Raw genomic sequence first — 22,923 nt, forward strand, 5'->3', positions numbered from 1 at the left:
GTTCTTCTAACTGTTCCTGCCCTTTATGATTCTGCTCTGGAAAAAGAGGTTCCCTCTGGGATGTCAGCCATGCCGAGTTATCAAATTCCCGTCCCCGGAACCGTTCTATTTTTCCAAAAAGTTCTGTATAGTCCAGAAAAATTGTTACAGTAAATCGCTGTCCATGCACCCGGAAATTCCTGCCGTAAGCCAGTACCTTTACGGTTTTTGAATTCTCTTGTTTGACATAAAATCCCTGAGAAAATCCGCCGCCCCTTTTCCTCTCCCTGAGTTCCTCATACCATTTGCCTGTAAGAACTTCCTGCTCTGCTTCTGATGGAGGTATCAAGGAATATACAACCGGTGCTTCAAAACTATGTAAAGCAATGCTTCTTACTCCTGATTTTACATAGACCAGCGTATTTAAGGTATTGCTTAAATCATACTCATAGTTCTTGTTGGCGCTATCCTTCTCATAGCATTCCAATTCATTCGTAAGTTCCTTTGCATAGGCAATGCTGTTTGCATACTCCTCAATGATTTTTAGATTTGAATCCATTTCTTCCAACACATAATTATTCTGCGCCTGATATCTTTCAATTGCTTCTTTTTTCAGCGGCTTGAATATCATCAGGTATGAAAAAAATGTACCGATTATCAGTACTGCCAGATACATCCATATCACCATTCGAACTGCTCTCTTCTGTAATTTCGACATTTATTCAGCCCTTTCGCTTATATTCCGCCGGATAGCAGCCTGTTTCCCGATAAAAAATCTTACTCAAATACTGACTGGTCACATATCCCACCTGTTCCGCTACTTCATATACTTTATAATTACCCTGAAGCAATAATTCCTTAGCCCTTTCAATACGTATCCCGGTAATAAACTGGTTGATTGTTATTCCCGTATCCTGTTTAAATAGAACACTCAGCCGGCTGTTACTGATTCCCACATGGCCTGCCAGCTCAGAAATTGCAAGATCCTCCCTTTGATAGTGTTTCCTCACATAGCGCATAGCCTCGCTGACCTCCCAGCGAACCCCCATGCTTCCCCGCCTTCGCAGTAGACGGGAAAATCCATCCTGTATCCACTTTCTGATCTCTTTAATATCATACAGGCTCTTTGTTTCAAATACGTCTGCCTGTTCCAAACCGTCACTCTGCAGTATTTTATCCAGTATACGCATAAACTCTTGCAGATTTTTAAAAATCATACTTATACCAACGGATTGTACTGCCAGGCACTCCTCCACATATAAATAAAATCCTTTCTCATCCTGTTCATCCAAATACTTTTTTACCTGTTCTTCTCTAACTGATTTTCCTTCCCGGGACTCTGTCACCGTGCATTCCTCCATGCAATAAGCTTTTTTACACCCATGAAGAAAAGCATAGCTGTCTAACCGGTTCTTAATAAATTTATTGATATAAGTTACTGAAACAGGTAAATACATATAATAAGCGGTAAAAACTTTTTTATCTTCTCTTAGGAGATCAACCAAACGACTGCTCATTTGAATAATTCTCTGGTATTGCTTATAATCATAACCTGATCCATCCGGTCTGAAAAACAGCAAGATCTGGTGAAAAGGTAATATGCCATACTGCATAAGGTTATCATTCCCGATTTCTTCCAAAATAATTTTCAGGATCTCGGCCATTGACGTATCCAGATGGTTTTCCCCTTCATCCCACGATCTCCACGCTTCATTTTGTTCCAGAAGAATACATGGATATGACTGGCTAAAAAAAGACAGGATTTCCTGATTCTGATATCTCTCCGCTACAAAGTCCTCCCCTTCTGTAAAAAAATCAATCAATGCTTTTTGAAAAAGGATACCGGAGATATGTTTTATATTACCAATTGTCTTTTTTATGGAAGCCAGTTTCTGTGCCAGCACTTCCTTAGTCATCTCGTCCTTAATAATATAATAGTCAACTCCTGCTGTTACTGCGGCTCTGGCATATTCAAATTCACTGTATGCTGTCAGCAAAATTGTTCTGGTTTCTGGATATTGCTTCTTTACCTCCCGGATCAGTTCAATTCCATCCATAAGAGGCATACTAATATCCGTGATCAGCAGCTGAACCGGACACTTGTCAAATAATTTTAAAGCTTGTTTTCCATTATAAGCTGTCTGGGATACTTCAAATCCATAAGTTTCCCATTGAATCAGATTCTTTATATAATCTACTGACAGCATATCGTCGTCCACAATCATTACTTTTAACTGTTCCACAAGTATCCTCCTCTTTTTCAACTAAGTTTTCATAATTTGTGCTTAGTAGCAATCGCATTATTGATTTTCAAATATGTTCCGGCTGGTTTCTTTTTCTGAACACTCGTTCCCATATCATTGACAGTTTTTGCGTATTCGTAGATATGGATATGACAATTACCAGGAATATTCCCAGCGCAATATCCTGTGACGGAGCAGGAAAGCCCAATGCCACTAAACCAGAAAACAGGGTTGATATCATAAATGAACCTATAAATATACCAAAAGGAATACCAACATAATTCTGAAGCTGTACCCCAATAATCATTGCCATAAGCGGTTTAAATGCCATAGATAAACTCTCCATGCTCAACTTTGCAGACATGGAAGAAGCATAGCTAATCTGTACAATTGCGGCAATTCCTATAAAAAAACTACCAATTACATATGCCAGGAATTTTGTTCTTGGCACATTTATTCCATTACCTTTGGCGATCAGTTCATCTCCACTGATTGCTCTAACATTATAACAAAACTTTGTTTTATAATAAACTAAATAGAACAAAACAGCTGCTATAATTACAACAATCAGATTATACGGCATTCCTCCTAAAATTGTCAGATCCTTATCCAGTTTCAAAAAACCCTGTCCGCCGGTTACTTTTGCACCGATTACTTCAAATATCATAGCAATAACCAGAGACACCACAATAGAAGGAATTTTAAAATATTTAAATACCAGTCCACATATAATTCCTAATACAATACTAACTGCTATCGTCACGATTATGAGGCCTGCAAGACCGGTATGGTACTTCATTGCAACAATTCCCCCCGCCATACTTGCAGCTATGATTCTGGCTCCAATGCTAAGATCCAGCATTCGCATAGAACGTCCGAATACCATACCAAAAGCACAGAGCAGCGGTATAAAAGACTGGATAAAAATTGCCCGTAATACTGATAAACTACCAAACCGCCCGGGTGAAAAAATCAGAAATAGAATGTAAATTCCCAGGGGTAAAAATAGTGTAAGGCAAATGCCTTTTACTTTTCTATTCATAATATGTAAGTTCCTTTCCAGAGTGTCCAGCCTATTTAACAAGTTCTTTATGCCGCTCTACAACAGTATCAATATTATACTCTTCTGCAGTCTTTTTAAATGATTCAGATGTAATGTCTTTATTGTCAAATTTAAAAAACATCTCTTTCGCCTCATCTGGGGTATATGTTGAAATTCCATTTTCACAATATTTAAAATAATTCACCACGTCCTCTTCGCTTTCCAGAATCATCTGATTAATGCGAATAGACTCTGACTTGTCAAACAGCGGTGTTTCTTTTATTTTATTAATAACGAGGCTTGCAGAAAATAACGGATCGGTTACATTATGCCCTCCGCATGCTGCCAGCATATACCCCTCTGCAAATGCATCCTGTAATCCCTGTGGGAAATCTATTATGGTAATCTTAATGTCTTTGCGGTTATATTCATCTAACAGACTGGTTAATGCCGGCAAAATGCCAGGAGTTAATGTACCCGCTGAAATAAATATTCCATCAACTTCCGGATGGGTGGTTAAAACACTTTCCATAGACTGTGTAGCATCGCTAGCCTGAGCAACTGCACGAAATTCATTCACAACCTTCATATCGTATTCTGCGCATGCATCATTCATCCCGGACTCTCTTTGTTCTCCTGTGGTATCTCCCAGCGCCGTAGAAAATAATACAATATTTTTACATCCTGATTCTCCCATTTTTTTTGTCAAGGTATATCCTGCCTGATATTCATCTTCATATGTATTTCCCAGATAATATGGCGAAGCTTCAATTTCTGACTTTATATTTTCATCCATAATACTACGATAATAAATGCTCCAGGGAATCTGTGCTTCCTCACACATTTCTTTGATTCGGGGGAGTACTGAATCTGCAGCCGGAATTACAGCCAGCCCGTCTACTCCTGCTGCAATCAGCCTTTCATATGCCTGAATGTTTCCTTCCGGTGTTAATGCCGCATTTTCTACCAGAAGACTCCCACCTGCCGTCTCAACAAGTTCCGTTACATTATCCATTGTCTGCTGCTGCATCTGGTCGATTGCCATTGGAAAACGCATCCCGATAGTAAATTCCCCTGCTTTTTCCGTTCCTTTTGCACTCTCTTCTGTCGTCTCTGCTTTTGCATTTTCTTCACTTTCTCCTACGCATCCTGTCAATAACACTGTCATCATACAAACTGTTAATAATAATGAAACAACTTTCTTCTTCATCTTTCATCCTCCAAATTTATTCTATCACAGTTACATTTCTGCGATCAAACGAAATAGACACAGATACCAGGAAAATAATTCCTCTGATAAATTGCTGCAGCACTGAGTCTAATCCCCATAAGATCATTCCATTTGATAAAATTGCCATAATCAGACTTCCCAGCAGTACACTGCGGAACCTGGCACCTGCTCCGCCGGAAATTGGCATACCTCCCAGCAATAATGCCAGTAGCACGTCAAATTCAAACCCTGCTCCTGTATTGGCTGAAGCAGATGCTGCTCTAACCAGATAAAAAAATCCAACTAATCCTGCAATACTTCCTGTAAGTATAAAACACCCGATTTTCATTTTGGAAATCCTTATTCCAGACTGAAAAGATGCTTCCTCTCTTGAACCAATTGCTTTACAATACTTTCCAAACCTTGTTCTTGTATAAAGAATGGCACCTCCCACCAGAAAAATAGCAATCAGCACTACCTTCAATGCAGTATTTTCCAGTTTCATCATAGATGCCGGAAGTCCCACAGAGCCACTGGTGATGAGCGTACACTGTATTCCTCTGAATATATAAGCTGTAGACAGAGTAGTAATTATGGAGGATACTCCAAACTTACTATGAATGATGCCATTTACACACCCGCAAAGCGCGCCGGCTGCAATACCCGCTGCAATTGCCAGAATTGGATTTAACTGAGCTGCATAGCCTGACAAAACTGCGGTCAGCCCTACAATTCCTCCCAGGGAAAAGTCCAGGTTCCCCTGCGCCATTAGAAACGATACGCCTGCCGCCCCCAATACAATGGAAAACATCGAGTTTAACAATGCATTGATATTTTTGCCCGACAATAGTCTGCCCTGACTTACTGCCTGAAAAAATATTGTTATCAAAATAAGCACTATCACCGGAACGAATGTCACAAAATACTGGCGGAAATCTGCATCTTCCTGTTTAAAAACACCTGTAATACTTTTCACATTCATAGCCTCCTTCTTCTAAATCATGGATCCTATCAGGATCTGCTCCGTAAATTTGTCATTCCTGCGAAATTCCCCTGACAATTTTCCATCTTTCAAAATCAGAATGCGGTCACTCATTCCCAAAAGTTCTGGTAATTCCTCTGAAATCATCAGAATTGCCTTCCCTTCTTTTTTTATTTTTTCCATGAGCCGGTATATTGCTGCTTTAACTCCTACATCAATTCCCCTGGTAGGGCAGTCCATAATAAATAACTCTGTTTCATTTGCCATCCATTTGGCTAAAACGACTTTCTGCTTGTTACCTCCGCTTAAGCTGCTGACATTAGAAGCAGTGGAGTGCATCTTTACATTCATTTCTTCTGCCCATTTCATTGCAAACGATTTTTCTTTTTTTCTTGGGATATAAAAAATGTTACTGATATAGTCATACGCTGAGACACAAATGTTATCTTCTATGCTGGACGCTGTCATCAGCGCTTCTTTATCTCTGTTTTTTGACATATAGCCAATGTGATTTCGTATTGCAATGCCGGGATTTCGGACCTCTGTCTTTTCCTTATACAAAACCCTTCCGCTTTCCGGCCTCATTACACCAAATAAGAGCTTACCCAGGTCATGCATCCCACATTCCGTCAAACCTCCAACCCCTAAGATCTCACCTGCATGAAGCTCTAAAGAAATATCTTTTAATATTCCACAAGAGACATGCTGCGCTCTTAAGACTACTTCATCACTATACTTGCATTCCATATCCATTCGATAATAATCATCTTTGATTTCTCTTCCCACCATCAGATTTCGGATTCTGTCTTCTGAAAATTCCTGCTTATCCAGAGTTGCTGTAAGAATCCCATCTCTTAGCACAGTTACCGCATCGCTTTTATCAATCACCTCTTCGATATCATGAGATATAAAAATTACGGAACCGCCTCCCACACAAAGTGTCCTCATTAATTTATATAAAATATCCCTTCCCATTCTGGATAGCGCAGTGGTCGTTTCATCCACGATCAGTACCTTGGGATTCATATAAAATGCCCTTGCAATCTCCATAAGCTTTCGGTCTTCAAAGCTAAGATACTTCGTTAGTTCCCGGGGCGATATGTGATCTGCACCAATCTTCTGCAATGCTTTACCAGCTTCAGATTCCATCTTCCTGACATCTACAAATCCTTTGTTAGAAAATAAATCCTCTTTTCCCAAAAAAATATTTGCCGCCACGGATATATTTTCCACCGTACTCTGTTCCTGAACGATCATACAAACCCCTTTTTGACTTGCATCAATTACGTTTTCCGGAACATAAGGCGCACCTTGATATATCATTTCGCCCTGATCTGCCTTCTGCATTCCTGAAATAATAGAAGAAACCGTAGATTTACCCGATCCATTTTCTCCAATCAAACCTCTCACCTCTCCAGCTTTTAATTGGAAAGAAACATCTGTGAGCGCTTTCGTAGGTCCAAAGGACTTATGGATATTTTTCACTTCTAAAAGCACTTCCATGTCCAATTGCATTTTCTCCTTTTCTTTAAATTGAAATTACTTATTTACAATACGTATTGGTTGTTTCATTTCTGATAATAGAATATCATGCAGAACCTGGCCTCAGAAGGGAGAAAGCTTTTATTTTGGGTTCAATCCTTTTACAATAAAAAGAACTTGAAGAATAAGTATTACTATTCTGCAAGTTCTTTTAAAATTGTTAATATATACTCTGAATATAATTATAACTAAACATAATCGCATTTACAATTATCTCTTCACAAGCATGTTTTATGTACCTGTTGTGCAATATATTCCTCCATATCTAATGCTCCTTTTTCCATAATATAATTTTATACTGATTATATCCCGATTTATAGACACTTTCAATGAGCAGCTAGGATGAGCAACTGATTTATGAAACCTTTCTATCTATTCTTCTTTTTCCACTCATAATAATCACGATATCTCCTTCTCCTTGGTACTGCCACAAATACCAGAAGCGCCCCTATCAACAAAACGGTTCCCATATGATTCACCTACCATTCCTTATTCTTTACAATTTTAATAGAGGACATTATAGATATCCCAATAATCAGTACTATATAAATCAAAATGAAACAGGGAAGAATTAACTTATTCTGACCAATGGCATCCAATATTTCCATACTTTTTAAATTTGCTTTTTCCAGTACAAACATGGTAAGAAGAACCCCTACAACAGGTATATACATAAAAACTCTTCCTTTAATAGGTCCAAATTTGTAATAGCCCGGAATTTGAAAAGCTGTATAAGTAATAAAAAGGATGCTTCCTATGAGGGCAGCCACAAGCACCTCCGAAATCGATATGGTCACTCCCAGTGAAATTAAAATCAAGGGCTGCACAATACTGGATATCACCAATGAAATTGCACCCAGCAAGAACAGATGCAGATATTTCCCGCATACCAGTTCAGCAGTTGAAATGGGTAACGTACCATAGAGTCGGTGCATATCATTTTTTTCCGCTACGGTAAAGGTGTAAATGGACGACATTGCCATCATAAACATCGCAAATGAAATACCCGTTATCAGAGAACGGTAGACTAATACAAAAACAAAGGGAATGCAGACCGTGAAACAGATTGATTTTAAATAATAGCGTATCAGCATAAAATCCAGTTTTGAAGCTTTATAAATCTTATCCATATTAAAAGTCTCCTTTATCCATAAATATGATAATGTCATCAATGTCTGCATGCCTGTTCTTTAAATGGGATACTTCTGACAGATGATCTGCTCTGACCAGCCCTTCAAAGTGATCTCCAGATATTTTTGTACTTAAAAGAAGGGATTTGATATCCTTTGTTAATTGTCCTTTGTCACCGGAAACTATCAGGTACATCTCTGTAAAATCTTCTTTTTCTCCGGTATACAACAGTTTGCCATTGTTAATGAACGTAATGCTGTCTGCAATTTTATTCAGATCCGGTGTTATATGTGTTGAAAACAGTACACTGTGATTTTGATCCTCCGTATAATCCGCTAAGATATCCAGAAGCTCATCCCTGGATACAGGATCCAGCCCGCTGGTGGGTTCATCCAGAATCAAAAGTTCAGCCTTGTGGGAAAAGGAGCAGGCTAACATGAGTTTCATCTGCATTCCCTTTGACAGCTCTTTTACACGTTTGTTTTTACCAATGTTAAAATCACTCAGATACCGGTAAAATATTTTCCTGTTCCAGTTTTTATAAAACATGCCCATTGACTTTTCCACATCTGACATTTTCCACTCGTCTACAAAAAAGTGGGAATCAAAAACCACACCTATATGCTCTTTGAATTCCTGTTCCTGCTTTATGTGGTCCATTCCTAATACAGATACAAAACCCGTCTGGCATTTCAGTAAATTCAGGATTAATTTAATCGTTGTGGTTTTACCGGAACCATTTTTTCCAATCAGCCCCATTACAGAGCCTGTTGGAATCGAAAAGCTGATATTTTGTAGTGTAAAATCTTCAAATGATTTTGACAAATTCGTTACGCACAATGCATCTTTCACATTAATTACCTCCTCATATAGCCTGTTGTTTTTCTGTTATGTATTTTATGAAGAAATCTTACCTCAAAAATGTCCTTTGTGCCGAAATGTCCGTAATTAGTATCTCAATGTCCTTAAACGGTAATCTCTACCACCTCTTTTTCCCAAACCGGATTACATATATAAGTGCACGGATACATTCATCCAGTGCCATGGCAATCCATACCCCAGGAAGACCCAGTCCCAGTTCCTTTCCAAACACGTATGACAGGGTAAATGCAATCATCCACTGACCGGTAATCCCCACGATCATTGGTGTCTTTACATCACCAACAGCAATCAGACTTCTGGTCAGAATATTATTGATGGATCTTCCAAATTCCAAAAAGAATTCCAGAAACAGGATCTTTTTTCCCAGTTGGAGAATCTCGGTGTTATCTGTGAAGATTCGAAGAACCAGATCACTGTTAATAAAAAGTAAAAAGGTTCCGCAAAAACATATGACTATACAAACTCTCATTGTAGAAAATACTCTTTTCTTGATTTCATTCATGCGTTTCTGCCCACATAGATAACCTGTGAGGATCTGAGTTGCCTGTGACAGCGCCAGAGCATACAGATAAGAGAAATTAGCCAGAATACTGCAATAACCCTTTGCCGCCGTTACCACAGTTCCAAAGGTATTGATAATGCCCAGTATGCAAAGCTGCGACATTTGATAGGACAGGCATTCCGCCCCGGAGGGAACTGCAATCTTACACATATTTCCTAATAAACTGGAAGGGAAAGGCCTTAACAGCCCTGCCCCAAAAGACAGACGGATCTTATTTCTGAAAATCCGTACAAGTATCAGCAGGCCAATGATTTTGCTGATAACCGTGGAGATTGCAGCACCTGCAAGTCCCATCACCGGCATACCGAACAATCCGTTAATTAAAACGGCATTTCCTGCAATATTAAGCAGATTCATTGCCACTGATACATACATGACCTCCTTCATTAATGTATACGTGCGGAGGATTGCCGCAAAATTCAGATATAACCCCTGAATCAGAATAAAACCTCCGACAATCATCAGGTACAGCCTGGCCTCACCCATGATTTCCGGCTGTATTTTCATTAAAGAAAAAATTGGCTTATTGACAAAAAGAATAATTACTGTAATTACCGTACTGATCACGCTAATGAAACCCAGCGATAACATGCAGGTTCTGGAAGCATTATCATCGTCCTTAGCACCCAGGTACCTGGATAATATCACTGCCGCAGCCATGCTGACCATGTTTAGAAAAATGATTACCAGGTTCATTACCTGATTGGCATTTACGATCGCTGCCACAGCATTCTGGGAATACCGGCTCATCATTACCTGGTCTATGTTCCCCACCAGCAGTTGCAGCATCAATTCAATAAAGATTGGAAGTGACATTTTAAATAATTGAGGATCATTTACTTTATCCGCACACTTTTTATTTATTTTTATTACGCTTTTCATTCTATTTTTCACTGTCATTTTCTCATCCCCTAAACCCTTTCATAATAATTGATTTCTCAGATCTGTTATGAATTTATTATAAAGGAATGTAAAAAAACAACCTTGACGATCATAGGACAGACAAGGAATATATTGAGAAAATGAACTATTGACTATATCCATGAATTTATTATAATAGTAATGAAAAGGCAGACACGAAAACCATCTCAATTACAAGAGGGCGTTAAAATTGCTTTCTGAAAAATGTACGTCACAGTTTGTAAAATTTGTATCGGATGGAGATCGAGCAAACGGCTGCGTGATCTAACTTTATGGTAAATATGCCGCAACGTGGGATGTGCAGATGACGGGAATGAATTTCCAGGAATATAAAGAGGTTTAGAATGCAGATACAGATTAACCAAGATCAAAAAGAAATAAAAGAACATGGAAATTTTCCTTTTCCCGTTCTGGTAAGTGACGAGATCTTATCCCGCTACGAAGCGGGATCATTTATGTGGCACTGGCATCCGGAAATAGAATTCACCCTGGTAGTTTCAGGAGAAATGCTTTACCGGATTAATCAATCAGAATTTCATTTAAAGTCAGGGCAGGCCCTGTTTGGCAACGCAAATACTTTACATACGGGATACATGCAAGATGGGCATGACTGTCATTATATCTCCCTCACCTTTGACCCCAAGCTGATTTACGGATATGAAAAAAGCCTGCTCCACACAAAGTACGTAGCCCCGCTGCTGCAAAACCAAAAGCTATCTTCCATCTGCTTTGACCTACAGGAAGCGTGGCATCATGATGTGATTGAAGCACTTATCCAAATTCATCAGCACAGCCGCCAAAAAGGGGATTTTTTTGAAATGCAGATTCAGTTAATTTTGCATCAGCTGTGGCTTATCATTTTAGAACATTATTCTGATTTATTACATGATAATTACATTAACGAAAAGAATCTGGACCGTTTGAAAATCATTCTTTCTTTTGTACAGGATAACTACCCGGCCAAAATCACCCTGGAAGATATTGCGGGATCCATACATCTTTGTAAAAGCGAATGCTGCAGTCTATTTAAAAAACACATGCATGAATCCCTGTTTGATTATTTACTGCGATACCGCATTGAAAAGAGTCTTCCCCATTTGATGAATTTCAATTGTTCCATTACAGAGGCAGCATTTCTGGTGGGTTTTGCAGATTCCAACTACTTTTCAAAAGTATTCCGTAAATTTATGGGTTGCTCTCCCACGGAATACCGCAGCAGAAAATAGTGTCAGGTTTATACATTCTACAGTGGTATACAGATTGAGACGTTCCCTTTTACGGTTACAATCTGTTCCATATCCTGCAGGATTTCATTTACCCGGACTTTTTCTGCATACATCAATTCTTTCGGAAGCGTAATCTCTGCCTGGTAATCCTGTGGAATGGTTGCAATCAGCCGGAACTCTGTTTTGTTCTGGTACCACTGTACCTGTACCGGTCCGTCAACCGTTTTATAACCGCCCTTTGCCCATTTCAGTCCACAGGGATGCGGTGCTATTTTTACCTTTTTTTCTACCCGGTCCGGAATCTCTATGCCCAGGAAATCTCTTACGCAGACTACGGCTAAATGGGCCCCAAATCCATGATTTCTGCTGTCTGTTCCACCTAAAGTCTCCCAGAACGTATGAGGGTCTCTTGACACCATATAATTTCCCAGATACTTAAGATCTTTTTTCAGCTGCTGGAATTCTCCCAGCATACTCAGAACCTCAAACCGCAGCATATACCCGAAGAAGATCCCCGCATTACCCAGGGATAAATGGGCGGTACCACGAAATTCTGACGGTGCAGGGCCAAGCTGGGATAGAATATTCTTTGCAAGCTCTGGTGCACGTTTTTCATCCAGCATACCGCTCCAGAAATAATAATACTGGGCGGCTTCACTGTAAAATTTCTTCTCTTTAAGCTGATTGTTTTCTGTATAAAGTGAATCGGCAATATAAGGATACATGGTGAATACTTCATGTCTGGCAGCCTTTATGCTTTCATACTTCTCCCTTAAGGTCTTATAAACCCGTTCTGCTTTTTCCAAAAACCGTACTTCCTCATACAATTCTCCAGTACGTTTTAGCAAAAATGCATAGAATGCATTAATCGCTGTGGATATCGGTCTGTTATAGTCCTCCTGATTTGAAGCGGACCAGTCCAGGAAAAGGGAGCCTGGGAGATCTTCCAATAATCCCATTTCATTTTCATAATCTGTAATGGCATTCATCCAGCCATAGACACGGGCTTTATATTTTTCCCGAAGCTCATCATCCTTTGTACGTCTGTAATAATCCGTAAGCTCCAGAAGAACAAACATATTCCAGGTTGGCATCATCACTTCTTCCTGCCGGTCACCGCCACAGCAGCAGCTAGGGAAGGAAAAGGGCATCATCTTAGTAGGTTCAGCCAGCAGAAAATCTTCCAGCATGGCTCGTTCTATTTTTACGTCAGACAGCAGCACCTGCGCAGCTCTACCGGTCCAATAGCTGTCTCCTGCCCATCCTGCACGTTCTCTTTCCGGTGAATCCAGGAAAAATCCCAGGGAATTGGTCAGTAAGGTCTGTCTTCCGGACTGGTAAATGCGGTTTAGCAGATCATCATCACAGCGAAAATCTGCACGGTACTGATCCGGATGGCGATATGAACGCAGATACAGCTTCTTCACAGTGAACGTATTTCCACCCGTTACAATCAGCTTTACATGCTTTAAAAAATGTGCTTCAAACCCTTCAAATGCATATTTTCCCCCTTTTGTCTGCAGCCGGATTACTCTGTTGACACTATCTGCTTTTGCCGGAACCCCGCCGTCTTCCGTAAGATAATCATTAAAGAGAATATCCACCTGAACAGGCTCCTTGCTTTCAAATATAATCCCGATAAAACCTGTCTCCGCTTCTTCAAATGCAAATTCCAGCCCTGCCGGCGCCGTATAATCACTAAGAACAACAGCACCTTGTTTGTCAAAATTGTCTTCTATGAAAATAGTCCCGTCAAATGCAGTATTTTTTAATGCGCTGCATTCTGCAGAGGGCCTGCACAGATCCTTGGCACCTACACTGCCATAATATGTTTCCGATTCCCACCAATCTACTGCCGGACCCTCACCGGTTCCGTTCATCATACTGACAGCCATTGAGAAAACAGGTGAATCATCTATTTTAAATTCCGGCAGGGATACGCCTCTTTCCAAAAAGGTACAGGGACGGTCTAACTCTTCACATACCAGCCCGCCGCTGATACCATCTGCCCTCCATCTGCCATAGCCATCATCCATCCTATACCATTCCAGCGGAACCCTCCTTCCAAAGGACAGTGTTTCCGTCTTCAGATACTTCTGTTCAAAAATATTACAATCCCATGATTTGTCCGTATAAATTATGATCTCACTTCCCTGATATACTTCTGCACACAGGCAGGAGCTTTCAAAAGTCGCATAATTATTCTCTCTGGGCGCATATCCCATGACTTCCACCGACAGACGGTTCCTCCCAAGTTTCACCTGTCCGTTTATCTTGATCCTGTCTGCCCTCAGATATCCAAACGGAGCCGGTGCAGGCCCATGGCTGATAAATGTTCCATTTATATATGCCCGGTAGGAGACGTGCGCACTGATCAGAAGAATCAGATCCTCCTGAATATCCTTAACTTCAAAAGTTTTGGAAAAGCAGGCATATGTGTTTGCTTGCTGCTCCATACCTTTTATAAATATCTGTTTCGCCGCTTTAAATATTTCTTCCATATCACTTCTCCTTTATCAGTTTCCATAACGCATTTCCAATCATGCATTATCAATGTATATTTTCAATCATACATGCTCAATCATATATTTTATACCACACCTTTATTTAGTTCCATCTTCAGATATCAGGTAAAATTCAGGGGATTCCATAATTCCCTGAGGATAGAGAACGTAGGCATCGGACCATTCATTGCCTCTGGTCAGGAAATTATCCGGGCCGTAGGCAATGGATTTAGCCGGCAGCTGATGAAGGGGACCAAAAGTATTTCTCCTGGTCAGATACAGCTGAATCTCCTTTAAACCGTGGATATCTGCTTCATAAGGCGCAAATGCAATGGTTTTCTCCTCATCTCCTATGCACTTGAGGCATGCGCCTTCCCACTTCGGTATGTTTACCTGCATGTATTTTTCATCCGCACCTTCAATATAATACGAAAGGCAGCCGCTGTAGAACGGCAGTCCCTGGCTGGTGATATCACCAATGAGAAGCTTATCCGGCAATTCCGTCAGCTTTGCAAATGCTCCCTTGCTATCCGTCCTGACACCAAATTCCCCAAGCAGATAAACTGCTTCCACGCCGCAGATTCTGTAATAGTCATATTCCATTGTTATTTGGTTTTTCCCTGTCTGAAGGAGTGAACCGGGAATATGAATTTGATCAAAACAGATATCCAGCCACTTTCCGACAGATTTTGTAAAAACAGGCTGGCCGTTTATTTTCATCCCGGATATATGTTCCAGATCTTCCACGGCAACTGTTAAACTGTCCGGTATATAGTCTGCTTCAAATGCATAACAGAGTCTGATCCTTCCAAGAGCTCCGTCGGCACCACCATTTTTATTTTCATACCAGGGTTGCAGCATTTCGCCGCCCCGATGTGGAACACCATAGATATCCCGCAATTCCTGATCTGCTTTCAGAACCTCCATATATGGAATTACATCACCTGCTTCTGTCTCTATAGATACCATGTCCAGCACACAAATATTTGCTTCTCCCAATTTATAGGAAAACTTATTGTTTTCTAATAAAATCCGATCCAATTTTACATCCTTCTGTTTTTCTTCCGGCAGATCTCTCTTACTTGAAGTCAGGATGTACAGCTTTTCTTCTCCTTTTTCTATATCTGTCTTAACAAAAATCTCCCCGTCCTTATGGTACTGTTCCGGTATTGAAGCCATCCCTGTTCTTGCATCCCATAATTCAGCTGATTCTCCCTTACCCAGACAAATTGTCAGATTCCGGAATCCTTTCTTACGGTTCACATTGAGCAGCATAACAGTCTTACTGAAGCCATCCAGCCGCACCTGTGCAAAGATGTACTCTTCTCCTTCACCCTGTATGCCGATTTCATTTCCGCTTCTGCATTGCCCTGCAATATCTTCGCTTTGAAATGGTACGGTAATGGCAGACTCTGCAAGCTTTTTGGCCCTGTCAGAAAGCACCGTGTCTACATATCCCGGCACGTCACCGGCAAAAATAACCGTTCCTCCCTGCTTTACAAATTCTTCTAACAGCTGAATTGTGGATGAACGGATTATCTCCATTCCTGCAACCAGGACTTTTTTGTAAGCACATCTTCCAACAATCAGCCTGCCATCTTCTACCCTGCCATGACGGGATAAGATATCTTCTTCTCCATAATCAAAGTCTATTCTGCTCTTCACTAAAGTATGGAAGACCTGTCGGTATTGTTCTTCTAATTTCAATATCTCCGTATCTCTGGGTTCCAGACCGGAAAAAGCACCGGAATAAGCCCTTGCCCACACGCTTTCAATAGGATTTAACACCAATAGTTCCTGATCCGGCTCTCCTTCTGATAACACTGCATGGATTCTGGAATAATAGTCTTCCAGATAATGATACTCTTCATACCAGGCGGATTGATGGAAGATACTGGCTGGAAAATCCCTCTTCGCTTCGCCTTTCATGGTATACCAGGATAAATGGGGGCATCTTAGATTGATGCCAAACAGCGCCTGCCAGTCTCCTGTATTTTTATAGGCCTCAAAGTCCATCTGCCAGCCTGTACAGCCATACAGTTCAGACAGGACCCATTTTTTATCCAGCTGGCGAGCCACCGACACTACCTGTTTTACAATCCACCAGCATTCATTCTCTTCCGTAAGCACATCAACCCCGGGATAATCCATATATTCATAAAAGCGCATCAGTGATCCCTGCATAACAGTCTGTGTGGTCAGAGAATCTTCATGAAGCACATGTCCGGTGAATTTAAGCTGATGCTCCTGACACCAGCGCTGCATTGGTATTGCAAAGTTCTCCAGGAACAGTTCCTGGCAAAGTTCGATATAGTCTCTGGAAACCTTCCGTATCCGGTTTTCCCTCCGGATCAGGAACAATTCTAAGAGATGTTCTTTTAAATCATAACCAAACCTTTTCTGGAATTCTTCAAATAACCCCGGTGTAAAAGGAACTGCATTTTCCCGTCCTTCGGAAAAAGTAGAAAATAAAGCGCCTCTGTGGGGTTCATCCGTGAAAATTCCGGCTATTGATGATCCCAAACGGCCTTCACAGGATCTGGCATATGCGTTGTGGGTCACATCCAGGTAACGTTCTACACTTGCCTTATCCATTGTGTTCAGATAGGTAAAACCATTATACACATCTTTACATTCTGAATACCTGATGCGAAAAATCACCTCAGCTTCCCCTGATAATGGCAATTCTCCATCCGTCAGAATTCTCTCTTCCCTGTAACCTAATTCCGTTAATCTGCAGGCAAAACGAATGACGGTATCCGGTTCCCCAGACGATTTCTCTAAATGATGCATGTCCATATACTTATGAGCATCACGGTCTGTTACTACCACCATCTCCAGGAACATGGCACGGTAAGCTTCATCTTTTGTCACCATACCCCCCGCACTGCCCGATGGCCATCGGTCCTCATCATAGAGCCAGGACTCCATTCCCTGTTTCTCTCCGTAAGCGGCACATGCATTGGTAAGTTCAAACCATTCTTTTCCCAGATATTCCGTCTCCAACCCTGTTCTGGAATGCATAAAATATCCGCCAAATCCCATTTCTTTCATAATATCGATCTGACGTAAAAGCTCCTGTTCCTCAAGCTTTCCGTTCCACGCCCAAAACGGCTTTCCCCGGAATTCTGCGGGTGGGTTTGAAAATAAGTTCTGTTTCTCTTTGATTGTCATAGCTTTCTCCCCTCTGGATTTCATTATTCGCTACTCGTGTAGCTGTTTGGTTAAAAAAATAATATGTTTCTAATCTTCATCTGTCAGGTACTGCCCGGCGGTCTATCTGACTGCCGGCTTAGATGTAGTACTGCGTACCTTTAACTCCACAGTCACTTTTTCATGTTTAATTTCTCCGCTTTTTATCTGACGGTATAATAATGCAAAAGCACCCCTTCCAAGCTTTTCTTTATCAATTCCTATGGTTGTTAATGCAGGAATCATGGCTGAAGCAAGCATAATATCATCACAGCCAATTATGGATATATCCTCCGGTACTTTAATACCAGCCTGATGGAATTCCTGAATGGCACCCATAGCCATTAGATCATTTGTACAAACAGCCGCTGTCACCGGCATTCCCCTGCGTATAATTTCCTGTGCCATTTCCTTACCGGTTTCCAGATCGGAATGATATGGGGGTTTTCCTTCTACTAACAGAATATCGGATTGATGCAGTCCAAGTTTTTCTGCTGCACTTATAAAACCATCGATTCTGGTATCGTATCGTGACTGGTTTCCAAAACAGCTGAAGTAGGCAATCCTTCTATGCCCGTATTTTGACAGGTGGGTAAGCGCCTGCTCCATTCCCGAAATGTAATCATTCTCAATCGATGCAATCTGGTCAGGCACCTGGTTTCCACTGATTACAACTTTAATATCATTGTCAACCAGCTTCCTTACATTCTCCATCTGATAATGAGTGGGATTTGCAAATATTACAGCTCCGTCCACGTGCCGCCGCACCAGATTCTCCAAATAGTGGTCCAGATTCCCTTCACCGGAACAGATACTTACAAAGTATCCTTTTTCTAAAGCACTCTGTTCAAATGCCCTGGCAATTTCTCCATAAAAAGGATTGCCGATATCACTTAAAATCAGAGCTAGCTGCATCGTCTGGTTCGTCACCAGCCCCCTGGCAATTAAATCCGGCTGATAATTTAACTCGTTAACGGCATCCATAACTTTCTTCCTGGTCTTTTCAGAAATCTGCCTGGAATTATTCAATACATATGATACGGTTGCCGGTGCTACCCCCGCTGCTTTTGCTACATCTGACCTGGTTACTTTCATGGGTTTTTATCCTTTACTTATGTGACGGAATTCATCACTGATTTTTCAGCTATACGTGTCGTTATTATTTTATTATAAAAGAGAGATTTGGATGCGTCAAGTAAACTATCAAAAGAATTTTTTCGTTTTTATATTGACTTTCTCTTATGGATATGCTATGTTTTTAAAAATCGCTACACGTATAACGGTAACAGGAAAGGACAAATCCTATGAACTATCAAAATCCTATTATAAAAGGGTTTAACCCGGATCCAAGCATCTGCAGAGTCGGGGAAGACTACTATGTGGTAACTTCTTCCTTTGAATATTTTCCTGCAATCCCAGTCTACCACAGCAGAGACCTGGTAAACTGGCAGTTAATCAGTTACTGTCTGGACCGGGACTCCCAGCTGGACCTTCTGCACCGGACATCCTATGTCCCCATCCCCGACAATGCCAGCGGAGGAATCTATGCCCCCTCTCTGTGCTTTGAAAATGGGCTTTTCTATGTGACTGTCACCAATGTCTCCAACGGCGGGAATTTTATCGTAACAGCCAGCGACATGAAAGGCCCCTGGTCTGATCCTGTCTTTGTAAAACAAGGTGGCATCGACCCTTCGCTTTTCTTTGAAGACGGACATGTTTATTTCACTACCTCTGCACTAATTGGGGGAACCCACGGCATTTATCTCTGTGAAATTGATATCCGGACAGGGGAAATGCTTACGGATAGCCGGCTGATTTCCAGAGGCAACGGCGGTATCGCACCGGAAGGTCCCCATATATTCCGGAAAGACGGCTGGTATTATCTGCTTATGGCAGAAGGCGGAACCAGCTACGGACACATGGTAACGATCCTGCGCAGCAAAGACATTTATGGTCCTTATGAAAGCTGTCCCCGCAATCCCGTTCTATCCCATAAAGATTCTGATTCCTCCATTCAGTGCGTCGGACACGGCCATATGGTTACTGACCCCGCCGGCAACTGGTGGATGGTTTGTCTTGGAATCCGCCAGCTAGGCCCTTCTCTGCATAATCTGGGCCGTGAAACTTTCCTCACTCCTCTTTATTGGGATGACGAGGGCTGGCCCGTAATTGGTACAAACGGAACCATAGATTACTCCATGGACGGACCCATCACATCCCCGCAGCTTCCGGAAACAACTGTATTTACAGACTATTTCCGGGACAATGTGATAAATCTCCAGTATAATTTTATCAGAAATCCAGACCTCTTAGATTATCAGATCCATGCAGGCGGACAGTATCTGGAAATGAGGGATCAAAAAGGTGTCTCACTGTCAACCCGTACAAAAAGTCCGGCTTTTCTTGGAATCCGGCAAAAAGAATTCTGTACCGAGGCAGAGTGTGTTGTCTTAAATCACTTCATTCCGGGACAAAGAACCGGTATTACAGCCTATTATAATGATTCCTACCACTATGACCTCTACCTGGAGAGATCAGACACCGGCTTTCAGGTATGCCTGCGAAGGCAGGTACATGATATGGAAGTCATCACATCACGGCCCATAGAAGAAGATTTTAGACAAATTTATCTGAAAATCATCGCAGACCGAAACTATTATACATTTCTATATAGTACGGACGGTTCTGCCTATACAACACTGGGTCAGGGTATGACTGCCGGCCTTTGCTCGGAAGGAACTTATTCCTTAACCTTTGTAGGCACCTATCTGGGTATGTTTACCGAGTCCGGTACCGGGCACTTTAACTCCTTCACCTGTCATTTCAAACCGGAATCATAACATCATAATTAAAACCGGAACAGGCTGCACTATTATACAAAGCAAATACACGGATTAGAAATATGAGCCGGTTAATCGGAGCATGCCACATTCAGAAGATGCAGCCAGCCGCATCTTCTGAATGTGGATTTCTTATTCCCCAGGATGCGTACGCCGGGTTGCTTTCAGACAACAGGCAACAGGGTGTCACCTGATATCATAGACGCTTCTAAGCTCCATTTGATCCGGTACCCCGCTGATTATCCTGACTTTTTTCATACCTGCATCCATATCAAAGTAATTATCCGATAAAATCAGATCTTCTTCTTTGTTCCTGATCTCTACGCTTTTCGCATAGGCTGACGCCGTCACGATAATTTCATCCCCCTGTACCTGGCAGGAAAGCTTCGGATCCCTGTATTGGAAATACTTGGGCACGGAAAAAATAACACTGGAGGAAGACACGCTTTTTCCCTCTTCCAAAAGTTCATAGCTGACATATTCCTCATAAATATTTACATCCGGCAAGAGAATCTTTTCACACCATACACTGTCCATAGCCGGAACTACCAGTTCCAGTGCCTCTTCTCTGCATACATTAGCCAGGGCGTCTCTCACAGACCATACAACAGTCAGTTTTTTCTCCGTAAGGGTTTCATTTGAGACATTGAACTGGATACTCTTCTCATATTCTTTTGGTTCTTCGTTAATATTCGCACTCTGTGTTAAAAATCCCTCTTCCTGGCAGGACAGCAGAACCGGAGCAAAAAACCTTTTCGCCGCATAGTGAAGCGCCTTCCACCGTCCGAAATAATCAACCGATGACCAGGATGCTACCGGCCAGCAGTCATTCAACTGCCAGTAGACTGCGCCCATACATCTTCCCCTGTTTCTTCTGAAATGCTCCACCCCGTAACGGATTGCTTCTGCCTGCAGCAGCTGGGAGGCATATAGCAAAACGGGAAACTCTTTTGGATACAAAAAAGTCTGGGACAGATAATTCATAATTTTCCCATTTGCAGAATTATTCCTCTGGTGCTTTTCCATTACATAGGAGAAAATATTGCGGTCCTCAGGCAAGGTAAAGCTTTCCACCGTCTTGGCACAGGGGAATGACTGGAATCCGAATTCACTGGCATAGCGGAAGTAAAACTTTCGATATTCCGAAAATGGTTTTCCACCGTGCCACACATCCCAATAATGCACATCACCCCGGTCCGGGTCGTTAGGGAAATCAAAGCTGCCTCCGGAAGAGGGGCTTGCCGGCCAATAGAAGGTATTTGGATCACACTTCTTCATAATCTGAGGGAAAATATATTCATACATTTTAATATAATCAGCCTTTTGTTTTGGGGAATTCACACAGTCCCCGGCATCTACGAACATTTCCATTTCATTGTTTCCGCACCAGAGCCCAAGTGATGCATGATGACGGATACGTTTTACATTCTCTTCAATCTCCCCACGGATATTTTCATCAAAATCATCCGTCAGCTCGTACACTGCACAGGCATACATAAAATCCATCCAGACAATCAGTCCCAACTCATCGCAGATATCAAAAAAATAATCATCCGGATAATAACCGCCACCCCACACACGAATACAGTTAAAGTTAGCAGCAACACACTGTTCCAGTAATTTCCGGGTACGCTCTTTCGTTATTCTGGAAAAAATATTATCTTCCGGAATGTAGTCTGCCCCCATAGCAAAGATTGTAATACCGTTCACCTCGTGGGCAAAGCTTTCTCCAAACTCATCCTTTTTCCTCTGAATTCCCATAGTCCGCAGACCGATTCTGCGCTTCCATGAGTCAACTATACAGCCCTCTGCCGATAAAACCACTTCCAGGGTATACAACGGCTGGCTGCCAAAACCGTTCGGCCACCAGAGCATGGGGTCTTCTATGAACGATTCTTTCGGCGATTGGGTATATGAAGTCTTTTTCCCATTGGGATCTGTAATATGAACCTCATAAGTGAATTCCACCTCTTTCTGATTTGGAAGTTTTGCCAGTTCCACCTCATAGTCCAGCCTCACACCACCGTTTTCCGGTACCTGTGTAATATACACGCTGTCAATTTTCCCACGGGATATCCCGATTACGGATACCTCTCTCCAGATTCCCGCATCCGGAAGCCTGGGACCCCAATCCCATCCGAACATACAATGGGCTTTTCGAATCTGGGGAAAACCTTCCATACAATCCGGCGTACCTAAAGTAATGACTTCCTCCATACACTTTTTAATGAATTTGGTGGGAGAATAGATATGCACAGTGAGCAGATTTCCGTCTTTTTTTAATATCCCGGTCACATCATACTCCCAGATTCTGTGCATATTCCTGGCATGTCCCAGGTGGCTTCCATTCAGCATGATATCCGCAATAGTATCAATTCCGTCAAAATGCAGCATATTGGCATCTGCTTTCAATAAGTCGTCTGTAACTGAAAATTCACAGCTGTAAATAAAATCATTTTCCATTATTTTAAGAGCCTGTATTTCGTTATCCCGCCAGAACGGATCTTCCATCTGGCCTGCAGAAAGCAGGTCATTGTAGACAGACCCGGGTACGGAGGCGGGAATCCTGTCCCGTCTGTCCATGATCTGCAAAAACCAGTTTTCGTTCAGCTTCTGTGTTATCATACGGATACCCTTTATATTGCAGGCTGTCTGCAATACTGCCTT

At 41.7% G+C, this 22,923-nt stretch carries 15 protein-coding genes and 1 pseudogene; 3 read left to right on the plus strand and 13 right to left on the minus strand.

Going from position 1 to position 22,923, the window contains the following annotated elements; all coding sequences use genetic code 11:
• The 9 genes from RHS_RS15090 to RHS_RS15130 all read right to left on the minus strand — a co-directional run.
• Positions 1-697 (minus strand): hypothetical protein (locus RHS_RS15090; protein WP_395022510.1); only part of this gene is annotated, 697 nt, incomplete at its 3' end.
• Between the two features lie 4 nt (positions 698-701).
• A complete protein-coding gene (locus RHS_RS15095) occupies positions 702-2,222 on the minus strand; it encodes a response regulator (RefSeq protein WP_047833641.1) in 1,521 nt (506 codons plus the stop codon).
• 67 nt (positions 2,223-2,289) lie between these two features.
• A complete protein-coding gene (locus tag RHS_RS15100; protein WP_047833642.1) occupies positions 2,290-3,264 on the minus strand; it encodes an ABC transporter permease in 975 nt (324 codons plus the stop codon).
• Between the two features lie 31 nt (positions 3,265-3,295).
• Entirely contained in the window at positions 3,296-4,474 is a 1,179-nt protein-coding gene (locus RHS_RS15105) for a substrate-binding domain-containing protein (protein WP_027292807.1), read from the minus strand.
• Between the two features lie 16 nt (positions 4,475-4,490).
• A complete protein-coding gene (locus RHS_RS15110; RefSeq protein ID WP_027292806.1) occupies positions 4,491-5,450 on the minus strand; it encodes an ABC transporter permease in 960 nt (319 codons plus the stop codon).
• An 18-nt stretch (positions 5,451-5,468) separates the two neighbouring features.
• Positions 5,469-6,959, minus strand: coding sequence for a sugar ABC transporter ATP-binding protein (locus tag RHS_RS15115; RefSeq protein ID WP_047833664.1), 1,491 nt, complete (start codon positions 6,957-6,959; stop codon positions 5,469-5,471).
• A 518-nt stretch (positions 6,960-7,477) separates the two neighbouring features.
• Entirely contained in the window at positions 7,478-8,128 is a 651-nt protein-coding gene (locus RHS_RS15120; RefSeq protein ID WP_047833643.1) for an ABC-2 transporter permease, read from the minus strand.
• 1 nt (position 8,129) lies between these two features.
• On the minus strand, positions 8,130-8,981 hold the full coding sequence (locus RHS_RS15125; protein WP_047833644.1) for an ABC transporter ATP-binding protein: 852 nt from the start codon (positions 8,979-8,981) through the stop codon (positions 8,130-8,132).
• Positions 8,982-9,108: 127 nt separating this feature from the next.
• On the minus strand, positions 9,109-10,473 hold the full coding sequence (locus RHS_RS15130) for an MATE family efflux transporter (protein WP_395022514.1): 1,365 nt from the start codon (positions 10,471-10,473) through the stop codon (positions 9,109-9,111).
• Between the two features lie 295 nt (positions 10,474-10,768).
• On the opposite strand from RHS_RS15130, the pseudogene RHS_RS31105 reads away from it, so the two are divergent.
• Positions 10,769-10,837: pseudogene (locus RHS_RS31105) on the plus strand (DUF6783 domain-containing protein); the annotation flags it as partial.
• 1 nt (position 10,838) lies between these two features.
• Positions 10,839-11,720, plus strand: a complete 882-nt coding sequence (locus RHS_RS15135; protein WP_047833645.1) for a helix-turn-helix domain-containing protein — start codon at positions 10,839-10,841, stop codon at positions 11,718-11,720.
• A gap of 17 nt (positions 11,721-11,737) precedes the next feature.
• Here RHS_RS15135 and RHS_RS15140 read toward each other — a convergent pair whose 3' ends face one another.
• The 3 genes from RHS_RS15140 to RHS_RS15150 all read right to left on the minus strand — a co-directional run bounded on the left by RHS_RS15140 (position 11,738) and on the right by RHS_RS15150 (position 18,511).
• Entirely contained in the window at positions 11,738-14,221 is a 2,484-nt protein-coding gene (locus RHS_RS15140) for an alpha-L-rhamnosidase C-terminal domain-containing protein (RefSeq protein WP_047833646.1), read from the minus strand.
• Between the two features lie 102 nt (positions 14,222-14,323).
• Positions 14,324-17,398 (minus strand): hypothetical protein, encoded by a 3,075-nt coding sequence (locus RHS_RS15145; RefSeq protein WP_047833647.1) that lies wholly within the window; start codon positions 17,396-17,398, stop codon positions 14,324-14,326.
• A 102-nt stretch (positions 17,399-17,500) separates the two neighbouring features.
• A complete protein-coding gene (locus RHS_RS15150) occupies positions 17,501-18,511 on the minus strand; it encodes a LacI family DNA-binding transcriptional regulator (RefSeq protein ID WP_027292798.1) in 1,011 nt (336 codons plus the stop codon).
• Between the two features lie 209 nt (positions 18,512-18,720).
• On the opposite strand from RHS_RS15150, the gene RHS_RS15155 reads away from it, so the two are divergent.
• On the plus strand, positions 18,721-20,256 hold the full coding sequence (locus tag RHS_RS15155; protein WP_047833648.1) for a glycoside hydrolase family 43 protein: 1,536 nt from the start codon (positions 18,721-18,723) through the stop codon (positions 20,254-20,256).
• Between the two features lie 186 nt (positions 20,257-20,442).
• Here the strand turns inward: RHS_RS15155 and RHS_RS15160 are convergent, their stop codons facing one another.
• On the minus strand, positions 20,443-22,881 hold the full coding sequence (locus tag RHS_RS15160; protein WP_047833666.1) for a glycoside hydrolase family 2 protein: 2,439 nt from the start codon (positions 22,879-22,881) through the stop codon (positions 20,443-20,445).
• Positions 22,882-22,923: the final 42 nt, after the last annotated feature.

Source organism: Robinsoniella sp. RHS, from assembly GCF_001029355.1.
Lineage (GTDB): Bacteria > Bacillota > Clostridia > Lachnospirales > Lachnospiraceae > Robinsoniella > Robinsoniella peoriensis.